Origin of the sequence: Citrobacter sp. Colony219 (genome assembly GCF_019382635.1) — a bacterium.
In the GTDB taxonomy this organism is placed as follows: domain Bacteria; phylum Pseudomonadota; class Gammaproteobacteria; order Enterobacterales; family Enterobacteriaceae; genus Citrobacter; species Citrobacter youngae.
Genome location: NZ_CP080033.1, coordinates 2,532,658 through 2,554,993, shown reverse-complemented (window position 1 = coordinate 2,554,993; position 22,336 = coordinate 2,532,658). Strand labels below are relative to the sequence as shown.

Genomic DNA, 22,336 nt, shown 5'->3' with positions numbered 1-22,336 from the left:
CGCACGCTGAGCTTTTGCTTCTGCGGCTAATTACCCGCAAAATAAGCCGTCTGAATATTCCTGTCTGGCAACCCATGCATCGTTTACATGCTTATCCTGACCTACGCACTCTGTTTCGGCGTCTGCTGATCGCCGCGCTGATTGGTATCCTTGCAGCCCTGGCCGTTGCAGGATTTCGTCATGCGATGCAATTGCTTGAATGGCTGTTTCTGAGTAACGATACGGGAAGTCTGGTCAATGCCGCGACAAATCTGCCGCCGTTCAGACGCATGCTGACATCTGCGCTCGGTGGTCTGGCGGCAGGACTCTTGTTCTGGGGCTGGCAAAAATTTAATCGTTTACGCCCACAGGCCCCCACAGATTATATGGAAGCCCTGCAGACTGACGGGCAGTTCGACGTCAGCGCAAGTCTGGTGAAATCACTGGCCTCTTTGGTCGTCGTGGCGAGCGGTAGCGCCATTGGTCGTGAAGGAGCAATGATTTTATTGGCCGCATTGGCGGCCTCATGCTTCGCACAACGCTTCACACCGCGTTCGGAATGGAAATTATGGATTGCCTGCGGGGCTGCTGCTGGTATGGCCGGTGCGTATCACGCTCCGTTGGCGGGTAGCTTATTTATTGCCGAAGTGCTGTTTGGCACGTTGATCCTCGCCTCATTAGGGCCGGTGGTTGTCTCCGCCGTCGTCGCATTGTTAACCACCAATGCGCTTAGCGACAGCAACGCGCTACTGTATACCGTTCATCTGACACGTGAACTGCATGTGCTGGAATATGTGATGATTATCAGCACGGGTCTGTTAGCCGGTCTCTGCGGACCTCTTTTTATGTGGCTTATGACCACCAGCCACAACGGCTTTTTGCGCTTAAAACTCGCACCACCAGGCCAGTTAGCCCTGGGCGGGTTGATCGTTGGCCTGTTGTCGCTACTCACACCTGCGGTCTGGGGCAACGGCTACAGCGTGGTACAGTCGTATTTACTCTCTCCGCCTTTGCTCGCCGTCATCAGCGGAATTTTCATTTGCAAATTGCTGGCCGTACTCGCCAGTAGCGGTTCAGGAGCCCCCGGCGGCGTGTTTACACCAACGTTGTTCGTCGGTTTGTCGATCGGTATGTTACTGGGTCGGGTATGGGGGTTCTGGCTTCCGGGGGCGGATGAAATAGCGGTACTGTTGGGCTTAACAGGAATGGCCACACTGCTGGCGGCGACGACCCATGCCCCCATTATGTCGACATTGATGGTCTGTGAAATGACCGGGGAGTATCGACTGCTCCCCGGCCTGTTGATTGCTTGCGTCGTGTCGTCAGTGCTGTCGCGAACGTTACGCCATGACTCTATCTACAGACAACACGCTGCCGAGCATTGACAGACGAATATACTGAGAAAGCTCGCGCTGCTCGGCACGTGGCAAATAAGGCAATTCACCCATCAACGGTGCCGGTAATTTTTTGCTTAGCACGTCGATGATTTCGGCATAATGCGCCAATCCGGGGTTAATACGGTTCGCTACCCAGCCAATCAACGGCAGCCCGTCACTGGCAATCGCCTGTGCGGTGAGAATGGCATGGTTAATACAGCCTTCCTGAATGCCCACCACCATCAGAACCGGGAGTTGCTCCTGTACTACCCACTCCGATAACGGACGCAGATCGTTCATCAGACTACGCCAGCCACCTGTACCTTCAACAACAACGTGATCAACCTTCTCACTCAGGCTTGCAAGTCCATTGGATAACAGGGTGTAGTTAACCGGACCACTATGCGCCACGCTGCTTTCGTCTTCGCTCAGCGCGATAGGGTTAATCGCCTCGTACGGCAGTTCGATGGATGACACACTTTGCAGCACCAGTGCATCTTTATTGCGCATACCCTCCGGGGTCTCTTTGCTGCCTTTGGCGACGGGTTTGTAACCCGCCACACGTTTACCCCCTGACGCCAACGCTTGTAGTAATGCGCGGGAAACCACGGTCTTCCCAACAGAAGTGTCTGTACCTGTAATAAAGAAACGCTTCAGCATCACTAACTCCACCGTATGCTCTGAAAATATAAGTCAGGAAAATAAAACAGTGGAGAAAGTCTAAAGTATGACGGCCAGAACCAGCTTGAGATAGCGCAATTTTTCGTACAACAGTTAAAAAATGTTAACCCTGTAATAGACGAATCAACAAAGAACCGTTATACATCGCGTCTTTAACGAGAGCGGCCCCCGCCATCGTCCCCTGATTAGAAAATTGCGTACTTTCGACAACAATGTGCTGGCTGTAGGCCGGAAGCGCCTGTTGACGAATGCTGTCAGCAATCGTCGGGAACAAAATGTCAGCAGCTTTACTGAGTGGAGATCCTATCAATATCTTTTGCGGGTTGAACAAATTCACCATGATGGCCAGGATACGACCGACATGTGTCCCAACGCCGTTAATAATATCTTTCGCCAATAAATCGCCCTGCATGGCCGCCTGACACAGTGCGTCTACCGTCAACGGTTGTCCGTGCAGAGAGGAACTCATTGACTGCTTCAGTCGCACCTGCGCCAGTTCCAGCACGCTGTCGACGCTGGCGATCGTTTCCAGACACCCATGATTACCGCAGTAGCACCGTTTGCCGTAAGGGTCCACCTGCGTATGACCTATTTCGACCAGGCTGCTGCTGCCTGCATGCAGTAAATGGCCATCAGTGATCACCCCTGCACCCACGTTGTGATCGATGACTACCTGAATAACATCACGCGCCCCGCGTGATGCACCAAACAGCGCCTCGGCCATGGTCCATGCGCTGATATCGTGCTGAATGTATACCGGCACGCCGGTATGCCGCTCCAGCGTTTCGCCGAGCGGCATCTCTTTGACGTCATCATAGAACGGCATACGATGTACGATACCGTTCTCTGTATCAATAATGCCGGGTAAGGTAATCGCGATGGAAGTTAGGCGTTCGAGTTTTTGCTGGTGACGAATAAAAAACTGATCGACTTGCGCAACAACCCGTTCCAGTAACGATATCTCGCTGACCAGCGCCATTTCAAGACAATCCTCGACCACCAGTTTGCTGCTCAGATCGCGCAGCGCCAGGAAAATCTCGCCACGACTAATACGAATAGAAAGGTAATGCCAGGCTTCTGTTTCGACAACCAGCCCAACCGCCGGACGTCCGCGGTTACCGGCTTCTTTTATTTCCAGCTCCTGCACCAAATGCGCTTCCAGCATTTCTCGGACAATTTTGGTAATACTGGCAGGCGCCAATTGTGCCAGGCGAGAGAGATCAATACGCGATACCGGTCCCAGCTGATCAATCAGACGATAAACCGCGCCCGCATTGGTCTGCTTAATTTGATCGATATGCCCAGGCTGACTATCAGCAACCACCACTTACTCCCTTTATTTTCGCGCTCCGAAATAATCTGTAGACTATGGTGAAGCACTTCAATGGTTTCCGTCAACTTTTTGCTTAGCCTTGTGATTTACTGCACATTTTCGACCATTTTTAAACTAAATTAACCGCGCTGCACTGCGGCTAAAAGCTGCTGGCGAAAACGCTGCGCAGCGTGGCTTTGTTCATGATGCTTCGGCCACACCAACCACATTTCGGAGACCGCATCGTCTTCGGCAATAGGGATCCAACACATTTCATACAATTGCACCCGTTTAAAAGAGGCGGGCAAAATGGAAACCCCCAACCCTGCGGCCACCAGTCCAATGATGGTCATCGCCTCACCGACCTCCTGGGCGATGGTTGGTTTCAGATCATAACGGCGCATCAGGCCGAGAATATCGTCATACAACCCCGTTCCAACATGCGGATCAAAAAAGACAAACGGCTCGTTTGCCAACTCCGCCAGCGTCACCACCGGCTTTTGCGCCAGAGGATGTGCGCGTGGGATCATCGCCATCAGCGGCTCATGCAAAATGACCTCCCGCGCCAGCGTGTCCGGTAGTTGCGTATTGCGCAGGAGCCCTAAATCCAGTGTTCCCTCGTTGAGCGGGGCAATTTGCTCGCGCGTATTCATTTCACGGGTTTGCATATGCACCGCAGGATAGCATTGGCGAAAAAGAGACAGCGTATCGGACACGGCCTTAATAAACGGGGCTGATGACGTAAAACCGATGCGCAGTTCTCCCGACTCCCCCAGGTGTAATCGCTCAGCACGGGCGGCAGCCTCATTTACCAGACCCAGGATTTGCCGACTGTCCGCCAGAAACTGTTTTCCGGCAGCGGTAAGCGCCACGCTGCGGTTAGTCCGCGCCAGTAGCCGTGCACCCACCTGCTGCTCAAGAATCTGGATCTGCTGACTCAACGGAGGTTGCGAAATATTCAGTCGTGCCGCTGCACGACCAAAATGCAGCTCTTCCGCAACTGCCACAAAGTAACGTAAATGACGCAGTTCGATATTCATATCTTTAAAATATTATTTGAGATTATTAATATATTAGACAGAATATTGTGATTTTCATACTCTTAAGGCTGGTCCTGTAGACGTAATTGGATGAGCAAGGATTTCAAGTGAGCCGTACAACAACTGTCGATACCGCGCCAACAAGCGATGTTGATGAACAGATAGTTACCCCGCCGGATGGTTTTATCAAACGCGGAACATCCCCATTTATGCGCGTCACGCTGGCGCTGTTTTCCGCCGGACTGGCGACTTTTGCCCTCCTCTATTGCGTACAACCCATACTGCCTGTGCTTTCGCACGAGTTTGGCGTATCGCCTGCCAGCAGTAGTATTTCGCTCTCCATTTCAACAGCGATGCTGGCGATAGGGTTACTGTTTACCGGCCCACTTTCAGATGCTATTGGCCGCAAGCCGGTGATGGTTACCGCGCTGCTGCTCGCCTCTTGTTGTACGCTCCTTTCAACAATGATGACCAGTTGGCACGGTATTTTAATCATGCGTGCGCTGATCGGACTGTCACTGAGCGGCGTGGCGGCCGTGGGAATGACCTATTTGAGTGAGGAAATTCACCCAAGTTTTGTTGCATTTTCAATGGGCTTATACATCAGCGGAAACTCGATTGGTGGTATGAGTGGTCGTTTGATTAGCGGCGTGTTTACTGACTTTTTTAACTGGCGAATCGCGCTGGCGGCTATTGGCTGCTTTGCCCTCGCCTCCGCGCTAATGTTCTGGAAGATCTTACCGGAATCACGGCACTTCAGACCGACATCGTTACGGCCTAAAACGTTATTTATCAACTTCCGTTTGCACTGGCGTGACAGAGGACTTCCACTGTTGTTCGCAGAAGGGTTCTTGCTGATGGGGTCGTTTGTCACACTGTTTAACTACATCGGCTACCGTCTGATGCTGTCTCCCTGGGCGCTGAGCCAGGCTGTCGTCGGTTTGTTGTCTGTGGCTTATCTTACCGGCACCTGGAGCTCACCAAAAGCCGGTTCCATGACCACCCGTTATGGGCGCGGCCCGGTAATGTTGTTCTCGACGGGCGTGATGTTGTTCGGGCTAATAATGACTCTGTTTACCTCGTTATGGCTGATTTTTGCCGGTATGTTGCTCTTTTCAGCCGGCTTTTTTGCGGCGCATTCCGTGGCAAGTAGTTGGATCGGGCCGCGAGCCAAACGCGCTAAAGGCCAGGCCTCTTCACTGTACCTGTTCAGCTATTACCTGGGCTCAAGCATTGCCGGTACACTAGGGGGTGTTTTCTGGCATAGCTATGGCTGGAACGGCGTGGGCGGGTTTATCGCACTGATGCTGGTGCTGGCGCTATTGGTTGGTGCCCGATTGCACCACCGTCTGCACGCATAATCAATGATGCCCGAAAACCGGGCATCATAAACGTCTCACGATAACATAAACGTCTGGGCGCTAATCTGCAGAGCAATTACCGTACCGTTCATCAAAATATGTAGCAAAATCGGCATCAGTAAACCGTTACTTTTCAGCCTCGCCAGGATCAAAACCTGGGACACAATAAACAACATCAATAACGTTCTCAGATCCACATACTGTGTATGCATCACGGCAAAAATAGCCGACACCACCACTGACGACAATCCTGTTTTATTATTGAACCAGTACTGAAAGGCATTGAACAGGCAGCCCCTGAAGATGATTTCTTCATACACAGGTGCAATAAATATCAGCGTTACACTGGATAACCAAAGCGCGTAGCTGTTCAGTGAGACCTGGCTTGTCACCCATTCTTCGGTCTTTCTGATCCCCAATACCCAGGGCAGGACCAGCTGCACAATCAGCAGCGCAACAAACAATATGGCAAACCACCGGGCGTTGAATGTTCCTTTCCCGAGACCGTCTCTTTTTCTAAAGAAAACGTAATACAACGGCACCAGGACGACGAATTCCAGTGTAAACAGCAGCGGGAAAAGTAATCCTTTGGCGAACAAGTCGTGACTGGCAGGGAAAAATAATGGGGAAAATGTGAGGCCGAACATCAACAAAAACATAGAGAAACAGCCAGCCACCGCTTTTGTCCTTGCGATATATTCGTTACTGACTTCCTGTTGCACACCTGCTCCTTGGATAAAATGAAATGTTCTCGTTATCTGAACAATACACGATCATGATAAAAAGTATCATTATCATTGACAAGCTACCAAAATTCCCATGCCTATGATGAATGGGTTAATTTGCGAAATCGCGTTAGACTCTGAAATCTGGTCCAACAGAACGAGAACAAAAAATGAGTAACAGCGATAATTACCATCAACTCACCCGTACGTTCCAGCGCCTCTCTCGCTTCTCCCACCTCTCGGCAATAGCCAGTTGGGACATGTTTACCATGATGCCGCCTGGCGGTAGCAAAGCCCGGGGTGAAGCGCTGGCTGAACTGAGCGTGCTTGAACATCAACTGTTAACCGGTGCCAATGTGGCAAAGTGGATCGCCGCCGCACAGCAGGAAGACCTGAACGATGTCGAGCAGGCCAATCTGCGCGAAATGTCACGGCTACATCATCAAGCGTCCTTGCTACCCGAATCACTGGTAGAAGCGAAATCACTGGCGGGCAGTCGTTGCGAACATGCCTGGCGCAGCCAACGCCCGGCCAATGACTGGGAAGGGTTTGCTGAAAACCTGAAAGAGGTGGTTAAGTACAGCCGCGAAGAAGCCCGACTGCGTGCAGAAGCGAAAGGATGTTCGCCCTACGACGCATTACTGGATGTCTTTGAACCAGAGATGACCAGCGCCCGGCTGGATATTCTCTTTGCCGACATCAAGAGCTGGCTACCCGAATTGCTCAATAAGGTAGTGGCAAAACAATCACAACAATCGCTTATCGCCCCCACTGGTCCCTTCCCGACTGCAGTTCAGCGTGAGCTGGGCCTTGAAACCATGGCTCAGTTAGGTTTTGATTTTACCGCGGGACGCCTGGACATCAGTGCACATCCGTTCTGCGGCGGCGTACCGCAAGATGTTCGGATTACCACCCGCTACGATGAAAACGAACTGCTCAGCGCGTTATTTGGCGTCATTCATGAGACAGGTCATGCGCGTTATGAGCAAAATCTACCTCAGAACTGGTCAGGACAACCTATTGCCCTGGCACGATCAACCGCCATCCATGAATCTCAGAGCCTGTTCTTTGAAATGCAATTAGGCCGCAGCCCGTCGTTTCTGAAACGGTTAATTCCCGCAGTAACCCGACATTTTGGCAATCAACCCGCCTTTGAGGAAAGCAATTTCATCGCCTGGAACCAGCAGGTCAAACCGGGCTATATCCGCGTTGACGCTGACGAGGTTAGCTATCCTGCTCACGTGATCCTGCGTTATGAAATCGAGCGCGCGTTGATTAACGGCGACATTGAGGTCGATGACATTCCTGCCTTGTGGAATGAAAAAATGCAGGCCTGGTTAGGGCTCTCTACGATCGGGAACTACCGTAACGGCTGTATGCAGGATATCCACTGGACCGATGGCGGTTTTGGCTACTTCCCTTCGTACACATTGGGGGCGATGTATGCAGCCCAGCTTTTCAGTGCAGCTAACCGTGCCTTGCCAGGCTTAAACCACGCCATTGCGCAAGGAGATTTTAGCGCCTTGTTTGACTGGTTGCGCCAGAATATCTGGCAACATGGCAGTCGTTTCACGACCGAGCAGCTCATTACCCAGGCAACCGGAGAGCCGCTAAGCAGCCGCTATTTCCGCGCCCATCTGGAAGCCCGCTATCTGTAATCGTAAACCGTGAGTCATTGTACAAACGGTTACACGTCGAAACCAATGACTCACGGAAGCCCAGAGATTACAGCGATATAGTTATTTCAACGGCCCCGCAGTGGGGTTGAATGAAAAACCAAATCGAGGGTATGAGAATGAAAAAAGTATTAGCTCTGGTTGTTGCCGCTGCTATGGGTCTGTCTTCCGCTGCATTTGCTGCTGAAACAACTGCTACTACCGCTCCGACTGCTGCTGCGACCACGAAAGCCGCACCGGCAAAAACCACTCATCATAAAAAACAGCACAAAGCAGCTCCGCAGAAAGCGCAGGCTGCCAAAAAGCACGCTAAAAAATCCGCAGCTAAACCGGCTGTAGAACAGAAAGCTCAGGCTGCGAAGAAACACACCAAAAAAGCAGCAACCAAGCCAGCTGCAGAGCAGAAAGCTCAGGCAGCCAAAAAACACACCAAAAAAGCAGCAAGTAAACCAACTGCAACCAAACCAGCCGCAGAGCAGAAAGCTCAGGCCGCTAAAAAACACACCAAAAAAGCAGTAAAACACGAAACCGCTAAACCAGCTGCTCAACCGGCTGCATAAAACATCTGTAGTAACCATGGCATCCCCCATGCCATAGCATACGGCGCTAAATCAGTCTGATTTAGCGCCGCCTTTCGGAGGGTAAAATGGTGTCACATTACCGCTTTGAGTTCATTCTTATTACCCTGATAATTTGCGCTCTTATCGCCATGCATTTTTATCTTTCCTGAGTGTAGTTATCTGATTTTACTCCCACTTTCCCGCCGTCCCGTCTATAGTATTAACTGAGGGTTTGCTGTTAATAATCATAATTCCCCACCAGAGTGTGATATGCATAAAACCATTGCGGTATTACTGGGTTCAATTTGTCTATTTCCTGTCGTTGCACATGCGGAGCAGCCTGCAACGACCATTGCTGAAGCCGATAACATAAAAACGCTGTTTTTTGGTCATGATGATCGTGTGAGGGTGACTGACCCTACACAATCACCGTGGGACGCTATCGGGCAACTGGAAACCGCCAGCGGTAACCTGTGTACGGCTACGCTCATTTCACCTCACCTGGCCCTGACCGCCGGGCACTGCTTACTCACCCCACCAAAAGGCAAGCCGGATAAAGCCGTCGCGCTACGTTTTGTGTCGAAAAAGGGTATCTGGCGCTATGAAATCCACGGCATTGAAGGACGGGTTGATCCCTCTCTCGGCAAGCGTTTAAAAGCAGATGGTGACGGCTGGATTGTCCCACCTTCTGCAGCTCCGTGGGATTTTGGTCTGGTAGTGTTACGTTATCCCCCCTCCGGGATCACGCCGCTACCGTTATTTGACGGTGATAAAGCCGCGTTAACCGCTGCGCTAAAAGCTGCTGACCGTAAAGTGACTCAATCGGGGTACCCGGAAGATCACCTGGATGACCTGTACACGCATCAGGATTGCGTGGTAACTGGCTGGGCGCAAAATACAGTCTTGTCGCATCAGTGCGATACGCTCCCTGGCGACAGCGGCTCCCCATTGATGTTAAAGACAGATTCAGGCTGGCAATTAATTGGTGTGCAAAGCTCCGCTCCAGCAGCAAAAGATCGCTGGCGGGCAGATAATCGCGCCATTTCTGTGACGGGTTTTCGCGATAAACTCGAAGCACTGGCGAAGGGATGACGCATGCTGCCCACGTTTGCGGGCAGCACGTAGATTAGGCAAGTTTGATCATTATCATTCCGGCCAGCAGCAAGGCGACGCCAATCCAGCCTTTGTTATTCAGGCGCTGACCAAAAAGCACCCATCCTGCGGCCAACGTTGCGGCGATCCCGAATCCTCCCCACAGCGCGTAGGCGACAGAAAGGTCGATCCCTTTTACCGCCTGGGACAGCGCACTAAAGGCCGCTAACACCGCCACCAGCGACAACACGCCATAAGCCTTACGGCGGAAACCATCGGAAAATTTTAAGAAGACGTTAGCAACGATTTCAAGAACGATGGCCATTCCAAGCCACGCGCCGTGAACCCACTCAAACTGCTGCATGGGTCACCTCCCTCCTCGCTTTTGCCGGCTTGCGGGTACCCGATTTGATCAACACAATGCCTAACACCAGCGAGACCAGTCCAGCAACTTTCATCGTGGTCAAGGTTTCGTCGAATAACAACACGCTAAACAGCGTAATAAATAAAATTCCGATACCTTCCCATAAGGCATAGGCCACACCAAGGGCGATTTTTTTAACGGCAAAACTGAGAAAAATATACGATAAGGCGATCATTACCAGCATTAAAATAAAGCCCGCATTACCATGGCCTACGCTGGCCCATTTCATTGACAGCGTACCGGTAATTTCAGCCGCAATGGCCAGACCTAATAATATCCAGTAAAACATGATGCTTCTCCTGCTTGAGAATATAGTCCTTTGGGCCTACTGCATGCAGTAAACCAAAAAATAGAATCAGATAGCTCAGCGCATAACGCCAGCTCAGGCAGAAGAAGGGACTAAAGCGCGTTGCGCCAGTGTTGCTCACCCGCAAGCAAGAAAGTGGAGGAGGTACGAAGAAGTGTAGGTAAACGCAAAAACATCCTGAACGTATTGTCCATAATATTACAATTATCCGCAGTGTTGCTTCTCATCATCGCGGATGATAATTGTCCTCGGTAGTTAAACACAGATGATTTGTATCATAGGTTCAATGCGAACTCAAAATCTTTTCACTTCTTTACCCGACTCGTTTGATTTTTGTTATAACGGCTCGAGGCAGATCACATTATTATATTGATAAAAAACTCAGGGATTCACATGGCAAAACCGATCATCACGCTTAACGGCCTAAAAATAGTTATTATGCTCGGCATGTTGGTTATCATTTTAACCGGTATCCGATTTGCCGCCGATATCATCGTACCGTTTATTCTGGCGTTATTTATCGCCGTCGTGCTTAATCCCGTAGTACAGCGCATGGTTAAGCTCCGCATACCGCGTGTATTTGCCGTGTCATTGCTGGTTGTTATTATTGTCATGCTAATGGTGCTGCTTCTGGCTTATTTAGGTACATCCTTAAATGAGCTGGCACGGACACTGCCGCAGTATCGTTCGTCATTGGTTATCCCACTGAAAAATATCGAACCGTGGCTACAACGTGCGGGGATCGGCGTTTCCGTAGACGAGTTGGTGAAATATGTCGATCCGAACGCTGCGATGACGCTGGTCACCAATTTATTGACGCAACTCTCTAATGCGATGTCCTCGATATTTCTACTGTTGCTGACCGTGGTTTTTATGCTGCTGGAAGTACCGCAACTCCCCGGAAAACTCAAACAAATGATGAGCCGCCCTCTTGAGGGAATGGCCGCGATCCAACGCGCTATCGACAGTGTCTCACACTATCTGGTACTAAAAACCGCCATCAGCATCGTCACCGGCCTGGTCGCCTGGGGCATGCTTGCCGCACTGGATGTCCGCTTCGCGTTTGTCTGGGGACTACTGGCCTTTGCCCTGAATTATATTCCTAACATCGGTTCGGTGTTGGCAGCGATTCCCCCTATTGCTCAGGTACTGGTATTCAGCGGTTTTTACGACGCGTTGCTCGTGCTGGCAGGTTATCTGGTGATTAACCTGGTATTCGGCAATATCCTCGAACCCCGCATCATGGGGCGTGGGCTGGGACTTTCTACGCTGGTGGTATTCCTGTCGCTGATTTTTTGGGGCTGGCTGCTCGGCCCCGTTGGGATGCTGCTTTCAGTACCGCTGACCATCATTGTAAAGATTGCCCTTGAGCAAACAAATGGTGGTCAAAGCATTGCCGTCCTGCTGAGCGATCTTAACAAAGAATAAGCGTATGCCCCGCTATCGCGGAGCTGTTCAACTACTGTTTGTCTCGGAACACCAGTGCGGCGCTCATCAGTGTGAATAGCGCAATAATCCAGGCCATGGTCCAGGGGGTGCCGTCACTCAATCTCGCCAGCAGTAACGATGAGATGATGCCACTGCCATACTGTAATGAACCAATCAGCGCCGAAGCTGACCCGGCGATATTGGGGGCCGCATCCAGCGCGGCGGCCGTCGACGTTGCTGCAATGATCCCATTCATCGAAAATAGTAGAAACACAGTGATGATAATGGCAATAACCCCCCCCTATTTCCAGCTTAACCAGCAGTGCCAATGCAACAGCAGCCAGTGCCGCCAACATTGTCGCGTACTTAAGCAACTGTTCTAACGCGTGCCGTTGCACCAGCCGGCGGTTGACCGCACTCATCGCCATAACGCCGACAATATTTAACGCAAATAACCAGCCATAATGCTGCGGATCGACATGGTAATAGCGAATGTAAACAAATGGCGAACCGGTAATAAACGCATACGCACCCACGTAATAAAAGGTCAGACTCAGGGTGTAGCGCATAAATCGACCATTGGTTAATAGCGCGCGGTAATGCCGGAATGCGCCTGCCAGTGAGGCTTTTACGCGTCTTTCTTCAGGGAGTGTTTCCGGTAACCACAGCAACGAGATAAACATCAGCACGCCAATGGCCACCAGTAACCAAAAAATAGAGTGCCAGGTGCTCAGTCGAATAATTTGCCCGCCAATCAATGGCCCTGCGATGGGGGCAATCGCCATAACCAGTACCAGGGTTGACAACATTTGCGCCGCACGAGTACGAGCAAAGAGATCACGAATCATGGCACGCGCCAGCATCGGTCCGGTACAGGCCCCCAGCGCCTGAAAGACCCGCCAGAAAACAATTTGCGTGATATCCGTGGACAGCGCACACCCCGCAGAACCGATGATAAACAGCACCATGCCGATGAACAACGGTGTACGTCTACCCAGATGATCGCTGATCGGTCCCCAGATCAGCTGCGCAATAGCAAACCCCACCAAAAAACCGGTAACAGTAAGCTCCACATTGCCGTTTAAATCCCCCGCCATGGTCGGCATCGCCGGGAGGTAGATATCGGTTGAAAGTGAAGTAAAGGCCATCAGGCCGCTGAGGATGAGAATAAAAGAGAGACCGGTCTGGCTTGCAGCAGCAGCCGGCAGGCACTGTTCACGTGTACGCATAGCGTCCTGTTATCTTAGGAAAAGTCAGGTGGCAGTATATACGGGGTGAATGACAGTGATTAGATAGCCAAAGAAGCATAAGTTTATGAACGCCAATCATGAGTAACGCCCTCTCCCTGCTAACACATGCGACAACCTTCGCATTTTAGCCTGCTAAAAATGAATTTAGCTCATAGGTCTATGCTGATTTAACGGACTAATGGTGTGAACAGATTCTTGCTAATCTGCTGGCAATGCAAAAAATGATGATCAGGAGCGTTCCATGAATACAACGGTCTTAAATAACGGTGTTGAGATGCCTCTGCTCGGTTTTGGTGTATACCAAATGACCGAAGCGAACGAGTGTGAGCAAGCCGTGCGGGATGCCATCGAAACAGGATATCGCCTGATCGATACCGCCGCCTCCTATCTGAATGAAACTCAGGTCGGCAATGCGCTGAAACAAAGCGGCGTACCCCGCGATGAACTTTTCATCACAACCAAGCTGTGGTTACAGGATACCAGCTACGCTGGCGCGAAAGCTCAGTTTGCGCGTTCGTTGCAGCGCCTTCAACTTGACTACCTTGACCTGTATTTAATCCACCAGCCCTATGGCGACGTACACGGTGCCTGGCGTGCGATGGAGGAACTCTACGAGGAAGGGAAAATTCGCGCAATTGGCGTCAGCAATTTTCACCCGGACCGTCTGGCAGATTTGATGGCCTTCAACCGCATCATCCCGGCGGTGAATCAGATAGAAGTGAATCCCTTCCACCAGCAACCGAATGCCGTAGCCTGGATGCAGAGCCGCAATATTCAACCACAAGCCTGGGCGCCGTTCGCCGAGGGGCGCAATGACCTGTTTCAAAATCCGACACTGGCCGCGATTGGTAAAAAGTACGGGAAAAGCATCGGTCAGGTAGTACTGCGTTGGATTTATCAGCGCGGAATTATTTCTCTGGCGAAAACCGTGCGTAAAGCGCGTATGACAGAGAATATTCAGATACTGGATTTTACCTTAACGACTGAGGAAATGACGCAAATCGCCGCCATGGACGCCGGGATCAGCGCATTTTTCTCGCATCGCGATCCGGCGCGCGTGGAATGGATAACCCAGCGTAAACTGGATGTTTAATAAAAAAACGGCCTCCGCAGAGGCCGTCTTACTTTTAAGCACGCATTACAACGCTTTCAGAATCGCATCCACGCTGGCTTTGGCATCACCAAACAGCATATGGGTGTTTTCTTTAAAGAACAGCGGGTTCTGCACGCCTGCATAACCGGTGTTCATTGAGCGTTTGAACACGATAACATTCTGCGCTTTCCACACTTCCAGCACCGGCATTCCGGCTATCGGGCTGCGCGGATCATCCTGCGCTGCCGGGTTCACCGTATCGTTGGCGCCAATAACCAGCACGGTATCGGTGTCGGCGAAATCATCGTTGATTTCATCCATTTCCAACACGATGTCATACGGCACTTTTGCTTCCGCCAACAGCACGTTCATGTGACCAGGCAAGCGCCCTGCTACCGGGTGAATACCAAAGCGGACTTTGATACCACGGGCGCGCAGTTTCTCAGTGATTTCCGCCACCGGATACTGCGCCTGCGCCACCGCCATACCGTAGCCCGGGGTGATAATCACAGAATGAGAGTTTTTCAGCATTTCAGCGGTATCTTCGGCATTAATCTCGCGATGTTCACCTGCTTCTTCGGTATCACCGGTTGAGGACCCATCGGTGCCAAACCCACCCGCAATAACGCTGATGAAAGAACGGTTCATTGCCTTACACATAATGTAAGACAGGATCGCACCCGAGGAACCGACCAGCGCACCCGTAACGATCAGCAGATCGTTGCTCAGCATAAAGCCTGCCGCTGCTGCCGCCCATCCTGAATAGGAGTTCAGCATAGAGACGACGACTGGCATATCGGCCCCACCGATGGATGCTACCAGGTGCCAACCAAACGCCAGTGCGATAATGGTCATCACCAGCAGCGCCAGAACCTGCAGGCCCACGCTCTCGGTACGAACAAACACCACCAGCAGCAGGAAAGAAACCACCAGTGCCGCCAGGTTCAACTTATGGCGATTCGGCAGCATCAGCGGCTTAGATGAGATCTTGCCGCGCAGTTTACCAAACGCCACGATAGAACCGGTGAAGGTTACTGCACCGATAAAGATGCCGAGGAACACTTCAGTCAGGTGAATGTTCACCAGGATTGGTTCCAGACCGGTATCGTGATACAGGTAGCTGTTGAAACCAACCAGTACGGCGGCCAGACCGACGAAGCTGTGCAGAATCGCCACCAGCTCCGGCATCTCGGTCATCTCGACTCTTTTCGCCAGACGAATACCAATTGCACCACCAATGATCATTGCAACCAGAATCCAGGCGACGTTGCCGGTATCCGGGCCAAAAATCGTGGCAATCAGCGCAATCGCCATCCCGGCGATGCCGTAGTTGTTACCCTGTTGAGACGTTTCGTGTTTGGAAAGTCCCGCCAGGCTGAAAATAAACAGGATTGCGGCAACAATGTATGCAGCTGTAACTAATCCTCCAGACATATGTTACCCCTTAGTTTTTCCGGAACATTTTCAGCATGCGCTGAGTCACGGTGAAGCCACCGAAAATATTAATGCTGGCAATAAGCACCGCGATAAAACTCAGGAAACTCACCCAGCCGCCCTGGCCAATTTGTAATAATGCCCCCACGACGATGATCCCGGAGATAGCGTTAGTCACGGACATCAGCGGGGTATGCAACGCATGCGAGACATTCCACACCACGTAGTAACCCACCACGCAGGAAAGTGCGAACACCGTAAAGTGTCCGAGGAACTCTTTTGGCGCGACGTCGGCTAGCCAGCCAAACAAAATCACCATCAGCGCCATCAGCGCATATTTGCGCCATGGGGATGCAGGTTTTTTCTCTTCCTGTGGTGCAGGTGCAGCTTTAGGCGCCGCTTGTGGCTGAGCAGAAACCTGGATGGGTGGTGCAGGCCACGTAATTTCACCATCGCGAACCACTGTCACGCCGCGCACCACCACATCGTCAAAATCAACGGTGATGTTGCCGTCGTTCTCTTTGCACAACAGTTTCAGCAGGTTTACAAGGTTGGTGCCATACAATTGTGAAGACTGAGTCGGCAAACGTCCCGGCAAATCGGTATAGCCGATAACCTTGACGCCGTTCTCGGTGGTGGTCACCTGATTGGCAACGGTATACTCGCAGTTACCCCCGTTTTGCGCGGCGAGATCGACAATCACGCTGCCGGGCTTCATCGAATCAACCATCTCACGCGTGATCAGTTTCGGCGCTGGTTTCCCCGGGATCAGCGCGGTGGTAACGATGATGTCGACGTCTTTTGCCTGAGCGGCGAACAGCTCCATCTCCGCTTTAATAAACGCTTCGGACATCACTTTGGCGTAGCCATCGCCGCTGCCCGCTTCTTCTTTAAAGTCCAGTTCGAGGAACTCAGCGCCCATACTCTGAACTTGTTCTTTTACTTCCGGGCGCGTGTCAAAGGCGCGAACAATCGCCCCGAGGCTGTTTGCTGCACCGATAGCGGCCAATCCCGCCACGCCAGCACCGATCACCATCACCTTGGCAGGTGGAACTTTACCCGCCGCGGTAATTTGCCCGGTAAAGAACCGTCCGAACTCATGTGCCGCTTCAACAATTGCACGATACCCGGCAATGTTGGCCATCGAGCTTAAGGCATCCAGTGACTGCGCACGCGAAATACGCGGCACGGAATCCATCGCCATGACCGTCACATTTCGCTCAGCGAGCTTTTGCAGTAGCTCAGGGTTCTGCGCAGGCCAGAGAAAACTCACCAGCGTGGTACCCGAATTAAGCAACGGAATCTCAAACGCTTCTGGCGCATTGACCTTCAGGATAATCTCTGACTGCCAGACAGCATTCCCGTCAACAATTTCTGCGCCTGCTTGCACAAACGCCTTATCGTCAAAACTAGCCAGTTGACCTGCGCCGCTTTCAACCGCGACGCTAAAACCCAGCTTCAGCAGCTGCTCAACCGTTTTCGGTGTGGCTGCAACACGGGTTTCATTGGTTAACCGTTCTTTTGGTATGCCAATTCGCATAATGTTCCCTTCCATCTGTATTTTTGATGATGGTTTATCAATGTTCGCAAGAGGCATGCGCACACTCCCGAGAGAGCTCAGTGTTACCCCAATAAAATAAAACAGTAACAAACTCTGTATAAGCTACTGAAAATGACGCCTGTGATCTAGCGCCAAAAAACAGTATTTATTATGAAATTTGCAAAACAGGAATGAATTCATTCGCAAGCAGGGATAATGCCCTTTAAATAGCCCGCAAAGGCCGATAATTCGCTCAAGCGAAGCGGCAAAACATGATTAAGCGCCACCGTAGAACAATTGATTAACATTAAATTAACTTATGAAATTCAACTGCTTTATCAGTTTTAGCCGCCAAACGCCGAATTTTTAGACATATCACTAAATGTTATCGATGTTGTTAGCATGGGTGGCACGATGAGTGAAAAATCACGCAGACACTGACACAATTTAAATGCAATAATCAGCCACGTTTCTAGTCAATAACAATACCAGTACCTGGTTTGCGCAAGGCGAAGGATTATTTTTATGAAGCTTAAGAACACTCTCCTGGCGTCCGCTCTTCTTTCTGCGACTGCTTTTTCTGTAAATGCAGCGACAGAATTGACGCCGGAGCAAGCAGCTGCCCTGAAACCCTATGACCGCATTGTGGTTACCGGTCGTTTTAATGCTATCGGTGATGCGGTAGACGCCGTATCCCGTCGTGCAGATAAAGACGGTGCAGCCTCCTTTTATGTTGTTGATACCTCAGATTTTGGCAGTGGCGGTAACTGGCGCGTCGTCGCCGATATCTATAAAGCCGACGCTGAAAAAGCAGAAGTCACCAAAAATCGCGTCATCAACGGCGTTATGGAATTACCGAAAGACCAGGCTGTTCTGATTGAACCTTTCGATACCGTTACGGTTCAGGGTTTCTACCGCAGCCAGCCTGAAGTAAATGATGCCATCACCAAAGTGGCGAAAGAAAAAGGGGCTTACTCTTTTTATATCGTACGCCAGGTTGATGCCAACCAGGGGGGTAACCAACGTATTACCGCATTCATCTACAAAGAAGATGCGAAAAAACGTGTTGTTCAAAGCCCTGATGCGATCCCTGCCGATTCTGATGCCGGACGTGCCGCTTTAGCAGCCGGTGGCGAAGCCGCGAAGAAAGTTGAAATCCCAGGCGTGGCAACAACCGCGTCTCCGAGTGCCGAAGTGGGTCGTTTCTTCGAAACTCAGTCAACTAAAGGCGGACGTTACACTGTCACCCTGCCTGACGGTACTAAAGTTGAGGAGTTGAACAAAGCTACCGCCGCGATGATGGTGCCGTTCGACAGCATCAAGTTCACCGGTAACTATGGCAACATGACCGAAGTCTCTTACCAGGTTGCTAAACGTGCAGCGAAAAAAGGTGCCAAGTACTACCACATTACCCGCCAGTGGTCGGAACGTGGTAACAACATGACCATCAGCGCCGACCTGTATAAGTAACAGACAGTTGTAACAATAAAAGGCGGCTTTATGCCGCCTTTAGCATTTTTAGTCACAAATCTGCCTATCCCCATTGCATGCGCTGTCTTCTCTCCGTAAAATCCCGCGCCTTGAGTCGCTTTCACCATTTTTATGCGATTTGCCAAAATAATTATTCTCTCACTCTCGTTTTTGTAACTGGATACAAATGGAAAAGAAATTGGGTCTGAGCGCACTGACAGCGCTGGTTCTAAGCTCAATGCTTGGCGCCGGTGTTTTCAGCCTGCCACAAAATATGGCTGCAGTAGCCAGCCCGGCAGCGTTATTGATTGGTTGGGCGATTACGGGCGCGGGGATCCTGCTGCTCGCGTTTGCCATGCTTATCCTGACGCGTATCCGCCCGGAACTGGACGGCGGTATCTTTACCTACGCGCGTGAAGGCTTCGGAGAACTGATCGGTTTCTGTTCCGCTTGGGGGTATTGGCTGTGCGCCGTTATCGCTAACGTTTCCTATCTGGTTATCGTCTTTTCCGCACTTAGCTTCTTTACCGATACACCTGCGTTGCGTCTGTTTGGCGACGGGAATACCTGGCAGTCTATTGTTGGCGCATCGGTACTGCTGTGGGTCGTGCATTTTCTGGTGTTACGTGGTGTACAGACAGCCGCCAGCATTAATCTGGTGGCGACGCTGGCGAAGCTACTGCCGCTTGGCCTGTTTATCGTTCTGGCATTTATGTTATTTAAGCTCGACACCTTTAGCCTGGACTTTACCGGTGTGAAACTGGGTGTTCCTGTTTGGGAGCAAGTTAAAAACACCATGCTTATCACTCTGTGGGTGTTTATCGGCGTGGAAGGCGCTGTCGTGGTGTCCGCACGGGCGAGGAACAAACGCGACGTTGGGCGCGCGACACTGCTGGCAGTACTTGCCGCGCTTGGCGTCTACCTGTTGGTGACCCTGCTTTCTCTTGGCGTGGTCGCACGCCCGGAACTGGCTGAGATCCGCAACCCATCAATGGCTGGTCTGATGGTTAAAATGATGGGGCCATGGGGCGAAATCATTATCGCCGCGGGTTTGATTGTCTCTGTCTGCGGTGCCTATTTGAGCTGGACGATTATGGCGGCGGAAGTCCCATTTCTGGCATCCACGCACAAAGCATTCCCGCGTATTTTTGCCCGTCAGAATGCGCAAGGTGCGCCATCTGCATCACTGTGGCTGACTAACATCTGCGTGCAGGTCTGTCTGGTGCTGATCTGGCTCACAGGTTCTGACTACAATACGCTGCTGACTATTGCCTCTGAGATGATTCTGGTGCCCTATTTCCTCGTCGGCGCATTTTTGCTGAGAATAGCGACCCGCCCAATTCATCAGGCTGTTGGTGTCGGTGCATGCATTTATGGCTTATGGTTACTGTACGCGTCAGGTCCGATGCACCTGCTGTTGTCCGTGGTGCTGTATGCTCCGGGGTTGCTGGTTTTCCTTTATGCCCGCAAAACTCACGCGCATGACAACGTATTAAAACGCCAGGAAATGGCTTTGATCGGCCTGCTTCTTGTAGCAGCTGTTCCAGCGACCTGGATGCTGATGGGTTAAATAGTTGACCCATCGTTTGCGACTCATGGAGATCTCGATGGGTAAAAAGCCCGCTTTGCCAATACTTATCACCGGAGGGGGCCGTCGTATCGGTCTCGCCATCGCATGGCATTTTCTGAATCAAAAGCAGCCGGTGATCGTCAGTTACCGGACACACTACCCGGCGATTGATGGCCTGCAAGAGGCGGGGGCACAATGTATTCAGGCTGACTTCGCGACCGACGAAGGCGTCCTCGCTTTTGCCAGGGAAGTGAAAGCCCGTACCGAAGGTTTACGCGCTATTGTGCATAATGCCAGCGCCTGGCTTGCCGAAAAACCGGGGCTGCCGCTTTCTGAGGTGCTGTCCAGCATGATGCAGATCCACGTGAATACCCCTTACCTGCTTAATCACGCGCTGGAAGGCCTGCTGCGCGGACATGGGCATGCGGCCAGCGATATTATCCATTTTACTGATTACGTCGTAGAGCGTGGCAGCGACAAGCATATTGCCTATGCTGCCAGTAAAGCTGCTCTGGATAATATGACCCGCTCATTTGCCCGCAAACTGGCCCCGGAAGTGAAAGTTAACGCAATCGCCCCCTCGCTAATCCTATTTAACGAGGGTGACGATGCAGAATATCGTCAGCAGGCGCTGAATAAATCGTTGATGAAAACCGCACCCGGTGAAAAAGAAGTCATTGATTTAATAGACTACCTGTTTACCAGCTGCTTTGTCACCGGCCGTAGCTTTGCCGTTGACGGTGGTCGCCACCTGCGCTAGTGCAGTTTTATCCAACAAAAGATCAGCAACCACGCGCTCAGGCTCCAGCAGACTACCGAGCCAATGAGCGCGACGGGTAAACGCATAAAACCGGTGAAGTACCACAGTGAAATGAGGTAGACAAAATAGGGAATAATCGACCACATGCTGAATACAATCGTTGTACGCAGCGCCTCGATCCCACGTTCACTGGCCACAATATAGTGGGCAATCAACGCAAAGGTTGGGAACAACGGAATTAATCCGGCAATATAGTAATTCTTTGTTTTAGCCAGTAAACCAATCAGCACCACTACCAGCGCACCCAGCGCCGCTTTTACTACGAGCCCCATCGTTTTGCCTTAACACATCAATAACATCAGCCTCTAGCATAACGGAAGCGTTCTCGTTTAGAAAAGATTAATGGAAGGAAAAACGATGGCGGTGTATGTTGGCGTTTTATATTCAAAATGAATGATATGAACACCATCGTATTTGTTGAAGATGATCCCGAAGTAGGTTCGCTGATTGCGGCCTATCTGGCCCGGCATGATATTGAGGTTATCGTTGAACCTCGTGGTGATTTGGCCGAAGAGAAAATTCTGCAAGTGCAACCCGATCTGGTGTTGTTAGATATTATGCTTCCAGGTAAGGACGGTATGACTATTTGCCGTGATTTGCGTGGGCGCTGGCAAGGTCCAATTGTCCTGCTGACTTCGCTGGACAGTGACATGAACCATATTCTGGCTCTCGAAATGGGTGCCTGCGACTATATCCTGAAAACCACACCACCGGCAGTACTGCTGGCTCGCCTGCGCCTGCATTTACGCCAAAACGAACATTCAGCCCAGGCTAAAGGGATTCAGGCTGCCACCATCACCCCGCACACCACTCTGCGTTTTGGCGCACTGACCATTGACCCAACGAATAGGTCTGTGCTGCTCGGCGGTGAGCTGGTCGCCCTCTCTACGGCGGATTTTGAGTTACTTTGGGAACTGGCAACCCATGCCGGGCAGATTATGGACCGTGATGCGTTGCTGAAGAATCTGCGCGGCGTAAGTTACGACGGTATGGACCGCAGTGTCGATGTCGCAATTTCCCGGTTACGTAAAAAACTGCTCGATAACGCGACTGAACCCTATCGAATCAAAACGGTACGCAACAAAGGTTATTTGTTCGCGCCGCACGCCTGGGACGACGAATCTCAGAAATAACCCACCGGATGAGGCGCATAACCTATCGCGTGAATGCAACTCAACGTGACAGCGTCACGTTGAGT

The 22,336-nt window shown here is 51.3% G+C and carries 20 protein-coding genes and 1 pseudogene; 11 read left to right on the top strand and 10 right to left on the bottom strand.

Going from position 1 to position 22,336, the window contains the following annotated elements; translation table 11 throughout:
- Nucleotides 1-74: 74 nt before the first annotated feature.
- Nucleotides 75-1,364, top strand: coding sequence for a voltage-gated ClC-type chloride channel ClcB (clcB, locus tag JTI85_RS11360; protein WP_219351499.1), 1,290 nt, complete (start codon nucleotides 75-77; stop codon nucleotides 1,362-1,364).
- Here the strand turns inward: clcB and bioD are convergent.
- The 3 genes from bioD to JTI85_RS11345 form a co-directional block, all read right to left on the bottom strand.
- Nucleotides 1,320-2,015, bottom strand: a complete 696-nt coding sequence (bioD, locus tag JTI85_RS11355) for a dethiobiotin synthase (protein ID WP_005121161.1) — start codon at nucleotides 2,013-2,015, stop codon at nucleotides 1,320-1,322. The genes clcB and bioD overlap by 45 nt on opposite strands.
- A 124-nt stretch (nucleotides 2,016-2,139) precedes the next feature.
- On the bottom strand, nucleotides 2,140-3,360 hold the full coding sequence (mlc, locus tag JTI85_RS11350; RefSeq protein WP_115602074.1) for a sugar metabolism global transcriptional regulator Mlc: 1,221 nt from the start codon (nucleotides 3,358-3,360) through the stop codon (nucleotides 2,140-2,142).
- A 128-nt stretch (nucleotides 3,361-3,488) separates the two neighbouring features.
- Nucleotides 3,489-4,388: a LysR family transcriptional regulator gene (locus JTI85_RS11345; protein ID WP_048211718.1), complete on the bottom strand. Its 900-nt coding sequence runs from the start codon at nucleotides 4,386-4,388 to the stop codon at nucleotides 3,489-3,491.
- A 107-nt stretch (nucleotides 4,389-4,495) separates the two neighbouring features.
- On the opposite strand from JTI85_RS11345, the gene JTI85_RS11340 reads away from it, so the two are divergent.
- Entirely contained in the window at nucleotides 4,496-5,749 is a 1,254-nt protein-coding gene (locus JTI85_RS11340; RefSeq protein WP_048211719.1) for an MFS transporter, read from the top strand.
- A gap of 35 nt (nucleotides 5,750-5,784) precedes the next feature.
- On the opposite strand, the gene JTI85_RS11335 is transcribed toward JTI85_RS11340, so the two are convergent.
- The gene (locus JTI85_RS11335; RefSeq protein WP_219351497.1) at nucleotides 5,785-6,471 is read right to left on the bottom strand and encodes a CPBP family intramembrane glutamic endopeptidase; all 687 of its coding nucleotides are present in this window, start codon (nucleotides 6,469-6,471) and stop codon (nucleotides 5,785-5,787) included.
- A gap of 173 nt (nucleotides 6,472-6,644) precedes the next feature.
- Here JTI85_RS11335 and JTI85_RS11330 point away from each other — a divergent pair, with 173 nt between their 5' ends.
- The 3 genes from JTI85_RS11330 to JTI85_RS11320 all read left to right on the top strand — a co-directional run bounded on the left by JTI85_RS11330 (nucleotide 6,645) and on the right by JTI85_RS11320 (nucleotide 9,802).
- Nucleotides 6,645-8,132: a carboxypeptidase M32 gene (locus JTI85_RS11330; RefSeq protein WP_115602077.1), complete on the top strand. Its 1,488-nt coding sequence runs from the start codon at nucleotides 6,645-6,647 to the stop codon at nucleotides 8,130-8,132.
- 137 nt (nucleotides 8,133-8,269) lie between these two features.
- Nucleotides 8,270-8,710: an acid resistance repetitive basic protein Asr gene (gene asr / locus JTI85_RS11325; protein ID WP_219351495.1), complete on the top strand. Its 441-nt coding sequence runs from the start codon at nucleotides 8,270-8,272 to the stop codon at nucleotides 8,708-8,710.
- Between the two features lie 270 nt (nucleotides 8,711-8,980).
- On the top strand, nucleotides 8,981-9,802 hold the full coding sequence (locus tag JTI85_RS11320; RefSeq protein ID WP_048211723.1) for a serine protease: 822 nt from the start codon (nucleotides 8,981-8,983) through the stop codon (nucleotides 9,800-9,802).
- 34 nt (nucleotides 9,803-9,836) lie between these two features.
- Here the strand turns inward: JTI85_RS11320 and mdtI are convergent, their stop codons facing one another.
- Both mdtI and mdtJ read right to left on the bottom strand, forming a co-directional pair.
- The gene (gene mdtI, locus JTI85_RS11315; protein WP_040233868.1) at nucleotides 9,837-10,166 is read right to left on the bottom strand and encodes a multidrug/spermidine efflux SMR transporter subunit MdtI; all 330 of its coding nucleotides are present in this window, start codon (nucleotides 10,164-10,166) and stop codon (nucleotides 9,837-9,839) included.
- Nucleotides 10,153-10,518 (bottom strand): multidrug/spermidine efflux SMR transporter subunit MdtJ, encoded by a 366-nt coding sequence (mdtJ, locus tag JTI85_RS11310; RefSeq protein WP_161958620.1) that lies wholly within the window; start codon nucleotides 10,516-10,518, stop codon nucleotides 10,153-10,155. The genes mdtI and mdtJ overlap by 14 nt, the downstream gene beginning before the upstream one ends.
- Before the next feature lie 408 nt (nucleotides 10,519-10,926).
- On the opposite strand from mdtJ, the gene JTI85_RS11305 reads away from it, so the two are divergent.
- Entirely contained in the window at nucleotides 10,927-11,961 is a 1,035-nt protein-coding gene (locus tag JTI85_RS11305) for an AI-2E family transporter (RefSeq protein WP_048211724.1), read from the top strand.
- Nucleotides 11,962-11,992: 31 nt separating this feature from the next.
- Here JTI85_RS11305 and JTI85_RS11300 read toward each other — a convergent pair.
- Nucleotides 11,993-13,190 (bottom strand): annotated as a pseudogene (locus tag JTI85_RS11300) (multidrug effflux MFS transporter).
- A 262-nt stretch (nucleotides 13,191-13,452) separates the two neighbouring features.
- On the opposite strand from JTI85_RS11300, the gene JTI85_RS11295 reads away from it, so the two are divergent.
- The gene (locus JTI85_RS11295; protein ID WP_219351493.1) at nucleotides 13,453-14,304 is read left to right on the top strand and encodes an aldo/keto reductase; all 852 of its coding nucleotides are present in this window, start codon (nucleotides 13,453-13,455) and stop codon (nucleotides 14,302-14,304) included.
- Between the two features lie 45 nt (nucleotides 14,305-14,349).
- Here the strand turns inward: JTI85_RS11295 and pntB are convergent, their stop codons facing one another.
- Both pntB and pntA read right to left on the bottom strand, forming a co-directional pair.
- Entirely contained in the window at nucleotides 14,350-15,738 is a 1,389-nt protein-coding gene (gene pntB / locus JTI85_RS11290; protein ID WP_005121173.1) for a Re/Si-specific NAD(P)(+) transhydrogenase subunit beta, read from the bottom strand.
- Nucleotides 15,739-15,748: 10 nt separating this feature from the next.
- On the bottom strand, nucleotides 15,749-17,278 hold the full coding sequence (gene pntA, locus JTI85_RS11285; protein ID WP_219351491.1) for a Re/Si-specific NAD(P)(+) transhydrogenase subunit alpha: 1,530 nt from the start codon (nucleotides 17,276-17,278) through the stop codon (nucleotides 15,749-15,751).
- A 525-nt stretch (nucleotides 17,279-17,803) separates the two neighbouring features.
- On the opposite strand from pntA, the gene ydgH reads away from it, so the two are divergent.
- The 3 genes from ydgH (at nucleotide 17,804) to folM (ending at nucleotide 21,078) form a co-directional block, all read left to right on the top strand.
- Entirely contained in the window at nucleotides 17,804-18,748 is a 945-nt protein-coding gene (gene ydgH / locus JTI85_RS11280; protein ID WP_005121175.1) for a DUF1471 family protein YdgH, read from the top strand.
- Between the two features lie 187 nt (nucleotides 18,749-18,935).
- The gene (locus JTI85_RS11275; protein ID WP_219351490.1) at nucleotides 18,936-20,318 is read left to right on the top strand and encodes an amino acid permease; all 1,383 of its coding nucleotides are present in this window, start codon (nucleotides 18,936-18,938) and stop codon (nucleotides 20,316-20,318) included.
- A 37-nt stretch (nucleotides 20,319-20,355) separates the two neighbouring features.
- The gene (folM, locus tag JTI85_RS11270) at nucleotides 20,356-21,078 is read left to right on the top strand and encodes a dihydromonapterin reductase (protein ID WP_048211729.1); all 723 of its coding nucleotides are present in this window, start codon (nucleotides 20,356-20,358) and stop codon (nucleotides 21,076-21,078) included.
- Here folM and JTI85_RS11265 read toward each other — a convergent pair.
- Nucleotides 21,075-21,410, bottom strand: a complete 336-nt coding sequence (locus JTI85_RS11265; protein WP_005121178.1) for a GlpM family protein — start codon at nucleotides 21,408-21,410, stop codon at nucleotides 21,075-21,077. The genes folM and JTI85_RS11265 overlap by 4 nt on opposite strands.
- Before the next feature lie 126 nt (nucleotides 21,411-21,536).
- Between JTI85_RS11265 and rstA the strand changes: the two genes are divergently transcribed.
- A complete protein-coding gene (rstA, locus tag JTI85_RS11260; RefSeq protein WP_162926026.1) occupies nucleotides 21,537-22,271 on the top strand; it encodes a two-component system response regulator RstA in 735 nt (244 codons plus the stop codon).
- Nucleotides 22,272-22,336: the final 65 nt, after the last annotated feature.